Annotated in this window: 11 protein-coding genes; 2 read left to right on the top strand and 9 right to left on the bottom strand. The window is 50.8% G+C overall.

Annotated elements, in window-relative coordinates:
- Together tssD and AACY98_RS08380 are read right to left on the bottom strand one after the other, a co-directional pair.
- The coding region (tssD, locus tag AACY98_RS08385) for a type VI secretion system tube protein TssD (RefSeq protein ID WP_339803978.1) at window positions 1-154 on the bottom strand (154 nt) is incomplete at its 3' end.
- 362 nt (window positions 155-516) lie between these two features.
- Window positions 517-942: a winged helix-turn-helix transcriptional regulator gene (locus AACY98_RS08380; RefSeq protein ID WP_339803941.1), complete on the bottom strand. Its 426-nt coding sequence runs from the start codon at window positions 940-942 to the stop codon at window positions 517-519.
- A gap of 138 nt (window positions 943-1,080) precedes the next feature.
- On the opposite strand from AACY98_RS08380, the gene AACY98_RS08375 reads away from it, so the two are divergent.
- Complete coding sequence (locus AACY98_RS08375; protein WP_339803939.1) at window positions 1,081-3,675, top strand: heavy metal translocating P-type ATPase; 2,595 nt, start codon at window positions 1,081-1,083, stop codon at window positions 3,673-3,675.
- Window positions 3,676-3,702: 27 nt separating this feature from the next.
- On the opposite strand, the gene AACY98_RS08370 is transcribed toward AACY98_RS08375, so the two are convergent.
- From AACY98_RS08370 to AACY98_RS08340, 7 genes are all read right to left on the bottom strand, one after another.
- Window positions 3,703-4,599, bottom strand: coding sequence for a radical SAM protein (locus AACY98_RS08370; protein WP_339803936.1), 897 nt, complete (start codon window positions 4,597-4,599; stop codon window positions 3,703-3,705).
- A 92-nt stretch (window positions 4,600-4,691) separates the two neighbouring features.
- A complete protein-coding gene (locus AACY98_RS08365) occupies window positions 4,692-5,060 on the bottom strand; it encodes an ArsR/SmtB family transcription factor (protein WP_239441961.1) in 369 nt (122 codons plus the stop codon).
- 43 nt (window positions 5,061-5,103) lie between these two features.
- Window positions 5,104-5,523, bottom strand: coding sequence for a DUF6691 family protein (locus AACY98_RS08360; RefSeq protein WP_339803932.1), 420 nt, complete (start codon window positions 5,521-5,523; stop codon window positions 5,104-5,106).
- The gene (locus AACY98_RS08355; protein ID WP_339803929.1) at window positions 5,520-5,954 is read right to left on the bottom strand and encodes a YeeE/YedE family protein; all 435 of its coding nucleotides are present in this window, start codon (window positions 5,952-5,954) and stop codon (window positions 5,520-5,522) included. Before AACY98_RS08355 ends, AACY98_RS08360 begins: the two co-directional genes overlap by 4 nt.
- 125 nt (window positions 5,955-6,079) lie before the next feature.
- Window positions 6,080-6,790: an alpha/beta fold hydrolase gene (locus tag AACY98_RS08350; RefSeq protein ID WP_339803927.1), complete on the bottom strand. Its 711-nt coding sequence runs from the start codon at window positions 6,788-6,790 to the stop codon at window positions 6,080-6,082.
- A 186-nt stretch (window positions 6,791-6,976) separates the two neighbouring features.
- Window positions 6,977-7,678: an aquaporin Z gene (gene aqpZ / locus AACY98_RS08345; RefSeq protein WP_126977688.1), complete on the bottom strand. Its 702-nt coding sequence runs from the start codon at window positions 7,676-7,678 to the stop codon at window positions 6,977-6,979.
- Window positions 7,679-7,941: 263 nt separating this feature from the next.
- Window positions 7,942-8,574, bottom strand: a complete 633-nt coding sequence (locus tag AACY98_RS08340) for a trimeric intracellular cation channel family protein (RefSeq protein ID WP_126977686.1) — start codon at window positions 8,572-8,574, stop codon at window positions 7,942-7,944.
- 220 nt (window positions 8,575-8,794) lie between these two features.
- Between AACY98_RS08340 and AACY98_RS08335 the strand changes: the two genes are divergently transcribed.
- Window positions 8,795-9,076: an acylphosphatase gene (locus AACY98_RS08335; protein ID WP_339803921.1), complete on the top strand. Its 282-nt coding sequence runs from the start codon at window positions 8,795-8,797 to the stop codon at window positions 9,074-9,076.
- Window positions 9,077-9,097: the final 21 nt, after the last annotated feature.

Raw genomic sequence — 9,097 nt, 5'->3', positions numbered from 1 at the left:
TCGGGGTCGTAACACGGTGGCTGATTTCCTGGACCAGGATTTCGTCTTCGTGGCCTTCGACGTAGACGTTACCGACGGAATCGGCTGTGAATGCACCCTGGGTGATGTTGCCCTGGGTTTTGCCTTCAATTGAAATGTACGCTGGGGTTGGCATTCTGAGTGCTCCTTGTTGAAATAACAAACATAAATAAGACAAACGTGCTGCCTTCGGGCAGTTTCACTTAGATATATTGCAATTCATGTGCCAGCATACCAACCAAATATTTAATGCATTGATTTTATTTATAAAAATTCAATTCACAAAAAAGTAGAAACAGGTTATCCACAGAATTTCTATTTATCCACAAGCAAAAACGGGTCATTATTGCCCCGTTTTTTGCTAACTCATTGATTTTAAAGAGAAACCATACCGGGTCAATAATGACCCGATTTTTGTTAACTTATTGTTTTAAAAGAAAAATTACACCGATCCAAAAATGACCCGCCAACTCTTGATGTGGAATTATTTCACGATTTTCATGCTATTTCTGCTTCGTCTTCTTCTGCAAATGGTTCCATAGAGCAATTGACTTCCAGCCCCTGCGTATGCAGGTAACCTGTACCCCAGGTGTACATGGCCTCCAGCACCGGTTTAAGGCTATGGCCAAACTCTGTCAGCGAGTATTCCACCTTGGGCGGAACCACTGGGAATACTTTGCGCCTGATAAGCCCATGTGTTTCCAGCTCACGCAGTTGCTGTGTAAGCATTTTGGGTGTGGCTCCGGGTACTTCTCTTCGCAGTTGTGAAAACCGCAACGTATTGTGAGCCAGTTTCCACAGGATCAATGACTTGTATTTGCCGCCAATCAGGTTGATGGTCGCTTCCACCGGGCAGTAGGTTTCTTCTGAAGCAGAAGCTGCCTGAGGCGGGCAGCATGAAATAGATTGTTTGGCTTTGTTCATAGCATTGTATCCTTTTGGATACTATATATCAAAAAAGTGCATTCTTGAAAAAATTATACTTATACCTAAAATGATACTCATAAACTTTATAAAGTTCAATGTATTCGGTAATTCCCCAATCCAATAAAGAGACAGAATATGCAGAAAGCGCTTTTTGATATCTCCGGCATGACATGCTCTGCCTGTTCCGCACGGGTGGAAAAGAGTGTTGCTGCGCTGCAGGGCGTGAATGAGGTCAACGTCAACCTGCTGAAAAACAGCATGAATGTTTCTTATGATGAAAAGATCACCTCTGCGGGCAATATTACGGCTGCAGTTGAAAAGGCAGGCTATGGCGCTGCGCTGCGCAACGGCCAGCACAGTGGCAAAGCAGCAGGCAGTACACCATCGGATATTGCCAAGCAGGAACTTCAGGAAATGAAACAGCGTTTGCTGATTTCTTTGCTGTTTACGGTACCGCTGTTTTATATTGCCATGGGGCATATGGCAGGCTTACCGCTGCCAGGGTTTTTAACGGGGTCACAAAACGCTCTGGCGTATGCGTTTACCCAGTTTCTTCTGATCCTGCCGGTGGTGTTTGTCAATTTCAAATACTACCGTGTTGGCTTTAAAACACTTTTTTCCGGCGCTCCGAATATGGATTCGCTGATTGCCATCGGATCAGGTGCTGCGGTTGTTTTTGGTGTGTACGCTATTTACAAAATAGGGAATGCACTGGGGCATGGTGACCTGGCAGGCACAGAACATTTTGCAATGAACCTGTATTTTGAATCAGCGGCAATGATTCTGACGCTGATCACGCTGGGCAAGTTTTTAGAGGCCAGAGCCAAAGGCAAGACGTCTGATGCGATCACCCGGCTGGTGAATCTGGTACCGAAAACCGCGACTGTATTGCATGACGGTGTTGAAAAAGTGGTGCCCAGCGATCAGGTTCAGGTAGACAATATTCTGGTGGTGAAAGCTGGTGAAAGCATTGCCGCAGATGGCGTTATCACCGAAGGCAGCGCTTTCATAGATGAATCGGCCATTACCGGTGAGAGCATTCCGGCGGAAAAGCAAAACGGCGACAAAGTCACTGGCGCGACCATCAACAAAGCCGGGCATTTTCTGATGCGGGTAACCCGTACCGGGGACGACACAACGCTGTCACAGATTGTCAAGCTGGTAGATGAAGCCACCTCGTCCAAAGCGCCGATTGCCCGACTGGCCGATAAAATCAGCGGCATTTTTGTGCCGGTGGTTATTGTGATTGCTGTGCTAGCTGCTGCGGTGTGGCTGCTACTGGGTTATGACTTGGAGTTTGCACTATCCATCTGCATTGCCGTGCTGGTTATTTCATGCCCCTGTGCGCTGGGGCTGGCTACGCCCACGGCAATCATGGTGGGTACCGGCAAAGGCGCTGCCAACGGTATTTTGATCAAGTCGGCACAAGCCATTGAAGTGGCTCAGGCGGTAGATACCGTGGTGCTGGATAAAACCGGTACGGTGACTGAAGGCAAACCTGTGGTGACCGATATCGTGACTGCCGATAACGGCAATGAATCACAATTGCTACGCATTGCGGCTTCGCTGGAAAAACTTTCCGAGCATCCGCTGGGCATGGCCATTGTGAACGAGGCACAGCAACGGGGTATGGAACTAGTCAAAGCATCCGGCCTGCAACAAACGCCGGGACAAGGTATCAGTGCCCTGCTTGACGGGCAACGCTATTTTGCCGGTAACAGCAAACTGATGGCTGCACAGGGCATCGTGCTTGATCAGGCAGCAAATGCCCAGGCCCAAGCGTTTGCCAATGAAGGTAAAACGGCGCTGTATTTTGCCAACGACAAGGCTTTGCTTGGCATCATTGCGGTTGCAGATGTGATTAAAAAAACCAGCCGCCAGGCAGTGGCAGAATTGCAGGCAATGGGCATTGACGTGATCATGCTGACTGGTGATAACGCTCAGACTGCCGCTGCTGTGCAGCAACAGGCAGGCATTGCCCATGTGCTGGCTGAGGTGCTGCCGCAAGACAAAGAGCGTGAAATCCGCGCATTGCAGGCGCAGGGTAAAAAAGTGGCCATGGTGGGTGACGGCATTAACGACGCACCGGCGCTGGCACGGGCCGATGTCGGCATCGCCATTGGTGCCGGCACAGACATCGCCATTGAATCAGCCGACATTGTGCTGATGAAGAGCGACCTGCTGGATGCGGTCACCGCTATCCAGTTAAGCAAAGCGGTAATGCGTAACATTCGTCAGAACCTGTTCTGGGCGTTCTTTTATAACAGTGTGGGCATTCCCGTGGCTGCAGGCGTTTTTTATGGCGTGTGGGGGCTGACACTCAGTCCGATGATTGCTGCTGCTGCCATGAGCTTAAGCTCGGTGAGCGTGGTCAGTAATGCGCTGCGGCTGCGCTGGTTTAAACCCAGATATACACAGAATTCACAGGCACTGGAAAATGCCGACAAGTCCCCTGCTCTTCAGGCAGGAGCAATCCCTGAAATTTCAACAGAGTCAACTGACCAAAGGAGTTTAGACATGACAACCAAAAATATTCAGATCGAAGGCATGAGCTGCGGCCATTGCTCCACCAGAGTCGAAAAGGCCTTGAGCGCAGTACCGGGTGTGAGCAACGTCCATGTGGATCTGGCAGCCAAAACAGCAACCGTAACTGCTGAAGACAGTGTGGCAGACAAAGCGCTGTCCGATGCCGTCACTGATGCTGGTTACGAAGTCACTGGTATTCGTTAATGAGGGCCCAGGGGGACAGGGGAAGAGTCATAATGCTCTGGCCCAGGACGGGCGCAATGGTGCAGCCTCTGGTGTGGCAATGGCTGTTCTGACCTGGGCCAGCAATGCGTCTTTATCCGCATTGAGCGTGCCTTTCAGAACCAGCCAGTTGGATGCATGGTCAGACCTGAAAACGGTGCGCTTTAACTCAAGCTGAGATAAAAAGCGTTCCATTTCAACGAAAAGTTCATGTTGTGACAAAGGTTGCCAGTCTGGGAAATGTTCACGCAGCCTTGTATCCCCATAAGGAAAACTCACCACCAGCGTTGCCAGGTATTCAGGCTGTGTCGCGTTGATCAGGCGGGCCGAATTGTCCGCATGCTGGGCTGTCAACGTTACCCCGCCAAGGCCGTTGAGCAGCATGACAGAGCGTGAAATACCAGCCTCCCCCAGCTTATCCAGTGCAGAGCGTGTTGATTCAAATGTTTCGTTTTTATTAACCCGCTGCAGCACCTCATCATCACCGGATTCTGCCCCCAGATACACCAGTTGCAACCCTGCTTCACGCAGTTCTGTCAGTTCTTCTACTGTTTTGCGGCGCAGGTTGCTGGCCAGACAATAGCTGGATATCCGCCTGACTGAAGGCATATGGGTGCGTATGGCTTCCAGTATCGTCAGCAAGCGCCGGGTTGACAGAATCAGTGCATCGCCATCAGCCAGAAAAACACGCTGTACCCGGTTGCCATAATAGTCGGCACTGCGCTGTATGCTTTCCAGAACCTCTGTCTCACTGCGGGCACGAAAGCGCTTCTGCGGCGCTTTATACATTTCGCAAAATGTACACTGGTTCCACGAGCACCCGTCCGTTACTGGCAGTATCAGCGAATGGGCCTCACTGGGCGGACGGTAAACAGGTTCAATGTAGCGAATGGGGGAAGTATACATTCTTCAAATCATCACAACAAATCTGCATGGCACTCTGTTGCCTGCTTCTTGTTGAAAGCCGTATCATAAAAATCATGGGTATTATGCACCAATCATTTTAAACGGGCGTCCATATCGGGGTGATCTGTGCAGAAAAGTTCAAACAGCTTTTCCATTAAACCATATACACGTTTATCGCTGATGGCATAGTAAATGGATTGCCCTGCGCGCCTGCCGGTGACCAGTTTGTCCCGCCGCAGCAAAGACAGGTGCTGGGATACCACGCTTTGCGATTGCCCCAAAGCCTGCGACAGCTCGCTGACAGAACATTCGCCATGCAAAAGCCGGCATAACAGCATCAGCCGGTTTGGGCTTGCAATGGCTTTGAGCACAGCAATGGCTTCATCGGCATGTTGTTGCATGCCGGTCATGTCATGCAGATCAGTGGATGGGGATATCTGCAAAGCAGGTGTATTTTTCATGAGATGCCTACAAGCGTCATTAAATTTATCATATTCATACCGGTTATTTTGAGCCCGATGGCAACAGCTTTGCTGCCAGCCACCAGCCGGCTATCATGGCTGCTACCAGCAACCATACGGTAACTTGCCCGCTGCTCAGTGATGCCAGAGCAGGTCCTGGACAATAACCCGCAATGCCCCACCCCATGCCAAACAAGGCCGCACCGGTAATCAGGCGGATATCCAGCCGCTTACTCATTGGCAATTGAAACTTCTGCTCAAACCAGGGATGTTGCTGGCGAAATACCAGCCGATAACCAACAGCCGTTGTCAGCAACGCTGCCCCCATGACAAACACCAGGCGCGGGTTCCATTGCCCGAATACATCCAGGAAACCAAGCACGGCGGCTGGCTCTGTCATTCCTCCCAAGATCAGGCCCAGCCCGAACAGCAACCCGGCAAGTAAAGCAGCCCCCAACTTCATAGCAGGCTTCCTTGCAACAGATGGCGAATGACAAAAACCGTACTGATGCCAAAAACCATAAACACCATGGTTGCCACTAAAGAACGCGGAGACAGGCGGGCGATGCCACATACACCATGCCCACTGGTACATCCGTTACCCAAACGGGTTCCAAAGCCTATCAGCAACCCGGCCACAAGCATCCATGGCCATGAGACCTGCGGCACTCCGATGCCGCTGCTGCCGCGGATGATCAACAACAAAAGTGGCGCAGCGATAAGCCCGCCGATAAAAGCCAGACGCCAGCCCAGATCCCCGTGGCGCACGATACCGGGAAGCGCTCCGCCTGCAATGCCGCTGATACCGGCAATCCGCCCTATGGAGGCCATTAAAACCACTGCCGATAGGCCAATCAGTACACCGCCTATGCCTGAAAGTAACCAAGGATGCATGTCAATCCATTCAATAATTAATATATTCGATAATTATAATATATTAAAAATGGAAACCCACGCAGCCCCAGATGTCATTTTGCGTTTTTGAAGCAGCTCCGGATAAACAGGGGAAAATCAGTTGTTTAAAACGCCTGCTGCAGCCACTGCTCCAAAGCTTTGTTGACTTTCTCGGGCTGTTCCAGCGTTGCAATATGCCCGCATTCAGGAATTGTGACAAGCTGGGCACCCTTAATCTGGTCAGCCATTTCTTTGGAATGCTCCAAAGGTATCAGTTTATCTTCCCGTCCGACCAGTACCAGTGTCGGACATTGAATCCGGCTCAGCCCGGGACGGGAGTCCGGCCTATCCATGATAGCCTGCTGCTGCCTGGCAAAGCCTTCTATGCCAACCACCTGGGCCATGCGTTTGCTGGTTTGCACCAGTTGTTCGTTTTTCAGGTGCTCAGGCAGCAACATGGCCGGCAGCAAATCGCTGACGACTTTGTCAAACTCGCCATTGCGCGCCTTTTTCACCTTTTCCTGTCGCCCTGCTTTGCCTTCTGCGGTATCAGGACGTGCCGAGGTATCCATCAGTGCCAGGCGCAGCACACGTTCAGGTGCCTGCCGCATAATTTCCAGCGCCAGGTAGCCACCCATGGACAGCCCCATCAGTACAAACTTGGATGGTGCTGCATCCAGTATCTGTTTGGCAATGGCCTGCACGCTGTCTGCCTGCGTATGGTTGGCCACCATCACTGGTCCATAACGCCAGAGGAAAGGAAGCTGGGGAGCATAGAGCTCCGACGTACACAACAGTCCGGGAATTAAAAGAAATGGTGTGGTTCCATGTGCCATAAACAGACCTCCTGATAAGTTGACGTGTTTTGTTATTTCGGTTGCCAAAGCATGCCGCGCACATTCAGATTGCACAGCATGCCTGTGGCAACTACAACTTTCAAGGGTCTATCTTGATAGATAAAAGCCGTTTGACAAGCGTACGCGGCAAATGCCCCTACCACGCATACGCTTGTTAATGCTTTTTTACTGCTTTTTGGTGCAGCTAAGGCAGCGGTAAATCAGGCCGCCCAATACGCCCCCGACAATGGGAGCAACCCAGAACAGCCACAACTGGCTTAATGCCCAGCCACCCACAAACAAGGCAGGCCCGGTACTGCGTGCCGGGTTGACCGATGTATTGGTTACAGGAATGCTGATCAGGTGAATCAGCGTCAGTGCCAGACCAATAGCCACAGGTGCCAGTGCAGCCGGGGCTTTTTCATGGGTAGCGCCCATGATGATGAACAGGAACATCATGGTCAACACAACTTCAGCTACCAATGCAGAGCCCAGCGCATAATGCCCCGGAGAATGCTCACCATAACCATTGGCAGCAAATCCACTGGCAACCACATCAAAACCAGGAGCGCCACTGGCAATCACATACAGCACCGCCGCGGCAATAATGGCACCAATAACCTGAGCCACGATATACGGCAGCACCTGGGAAAATGGAAAACGCCCGCCTGCTGCCAAGCCAATGGTTACGGCCGGGTTCAGGTGGCAACCGGAAATGTGCCCAATGGCATATGCCATGGTCAGTACGGTCAGACCAAATGCCAAAGCCACGCCAAGCAGTCCGATGCCGACGTGAGGAAATGCCGCAGCAATTACCGCACTGCCGCAACCACCAAAAGTAAGCCAGAATGTCCCAATGAGTTCTGCACTGTATTTTTTAAACTCCATACCAATCTTTCATCAAGTTGAAATCAATCGACGCAAGAATACACACATTCTCAGGACAGAGGAATTTTTCAGTCACTCAGGAAATAGAAAAAGTTCATTTTCATGACTTTTTACCCATCAAATGACGTTTATATGCACCAAAATAAAAAAACAAACGGTCCTGGATTGCTGCATTTGCGGCCTGAAAGCACAAGGCTCAACAGGCTGTCACAGTGTAGCGTCAGAAACAGGGGCAGGGAAATCCCTCGTTGCCATTGATATTTTTAGTTTTTAGGCGGGTTCCTGTGATACGGAAATGACGGCAGCTTCCAATTCCGATGCAGCGACAGCATGCGAATGACAAAACATGCCCCCGCCGCCACGCACGAAGTCAACAGCAACGGCAGATTTGCCAGCTCGCCAAGCACCAGTAAAACAGCACCCAACAATGCAGCCGTCGCGTAAATATCTTTATGTAAAATCACCGGAACCCGGTTCAGCAGCACATCACGGATAACACCGCCCCCGACTGCGGAAGTAATGCCCAAAAGAATGGCCAGCTCTGTATTGCTGGTAAACAGTAATGTTTTATAGGCCCCGAAAATGGCAAAAAAACTCAGGCCGATCGCATCAAAAAACAGCACCGGATACGTCAGTTTCTGAATCCATCTGGAAGCTGCAACGGAAATGAGCACCGCCAGCACGGAAATCACCAGATAAGGCCACTGTGACAAGCTGACAGGCGGCAATGCACCAATACACAGGTCACGCACCACCCCACCCGTACAGGCGGTCACAAAAGCAATCACGATAATGCCGAAGATGTCCAGCCGCCGTTGCTGTGCGGCAACCGCACCGCTGATCGCAAAAGCAAATGTACCGATATAGTCAATGAAAATAATCAAAGGATGATTCATGATGCTTGAAAAAGTAGAAGCCTGAAATGTTCTGCGCCCGTTTGTTGAGATAATCGCTGAAATGGTAAAACTATATCAGAATGTCGTGTACCAGCTAAAGTCACAAACTGCCAGAATGGATGGCTTTAAGCGACAAAACCAGGTCTTGTTGATTTACCTCATCGGGGTGTTTTTTTAACTGCGCTGCATGTGGATACACCCATCCATTAAAATGCGCGCTATGCAACACATCCCGGAAACATATCAGGTCAGAGTCCATGGACAGGTGCAAGGCGTTGGTTTTCGCCAGGCAACTGTACGAAAAGCGCACGCCCTCGGTATTCACGGCTGGGTTCGCAACCTGGATGATGGCACGGTTGAAGCCCTGGTACAAGGTGTACCTGACCAGGTAGACGAAATGCTGCAGTGGCTGCGTTTTGGCCCGCCGTTGGCCAAAGTGACTGCGCTGGATACCCAACGTATTGATACTGACCGGCGCTATGAGCATTTTGCAAGACGCTAGCCTATCGCCTGCCCCCCACCG

It is taken from the genome of Saezia sanguinis (genome assembly GCF_963921665.1).
GTDB lineage: Bacteria > Pseudomonadota > Gammaproteobacteria > Burkholderiales > Burkholderiaceae_C > Saezia > Saezia sanguinis.
The sequence above is the reverse complement of the archived record's forward strand: the minus strand, read 5'-3'. Positions and strand labels throughout refer to the sequence as shown.

Excerpts from the sequence above, each read along its gene's own strand:
- AACY98_RS08380 (WP_339803941.1), bottom strand. The coding sequence starts at position 942 with ATGAACAAAGCCAAACAATCTATTTCATGCTGCCCGCCTCAGGCAGCT.
- AACY98_RS08375 (WP_339803939.1), top strand. The coding sequence starts at position 1,081 with ATGCAGAAAGCGCTTTTTGATATCTCCGGCATGACATGCTCTGCCTGT.
- AACY98_RS08370 (WP_339803936.1), bottom strand. The coding sequence starts at position 4,599 with ATGTATACTTCCCCCATTCGCTACATTGAACCTGTTTACCGTCCGCCC.
- AACY98_RS08365 (WP_239441961.1), bottom strand. The coding sequence starts at position 5,060 with ATGAAAAATACACCTGCTTTGCAGATATCCCCATCCACTGATCTGCAT.
- AACY98_RS08360 (WP_339803932.1), bottom strand. The coding sequence starts at position 5,523 with ATGAAGTTGGGGGCTGCTTTACTTGCCGGGTTGCTGTTCGGGCTGGGC.
- AACY98_RS08355 (WP_339803929.1), bottom strand. The coding sequence starts at position 5,954 with ATGCATCCTTGGTTACTTTCAGGCATAGGCGGTGTACTGATTGGCCTA.
- AACY98_RS08350 (WP_339803927.1), bottom strand. The coding sequence starts at position 6,790 with ATGGCACATGGAACCACACCATTTCTTTTAATTCCCGGACTGTTGTGT.
- aqpZ (WP_126977688.1), bottom strand. The coding sequence starts at position 7,678 with ATGGAGTTTAAAAAATACAGTGCAGAACTCATTGGGACATTCTGGCTT.
- AACY98_RS08340 (WP_126977686.1), bottom strand. The coding sequence starts at position 8,574 with ATGAATCATCCTTTGATTATTTTCATTGACTATATCGGTACATTTGCT.
- AACY98_RS08335 (WP_339803921.1), top strand. The coding sequence starts at position 8,795 with ATGCAACACATCCCGGAAACATATCAGGTCAGAGTCCATGGACAGGTG.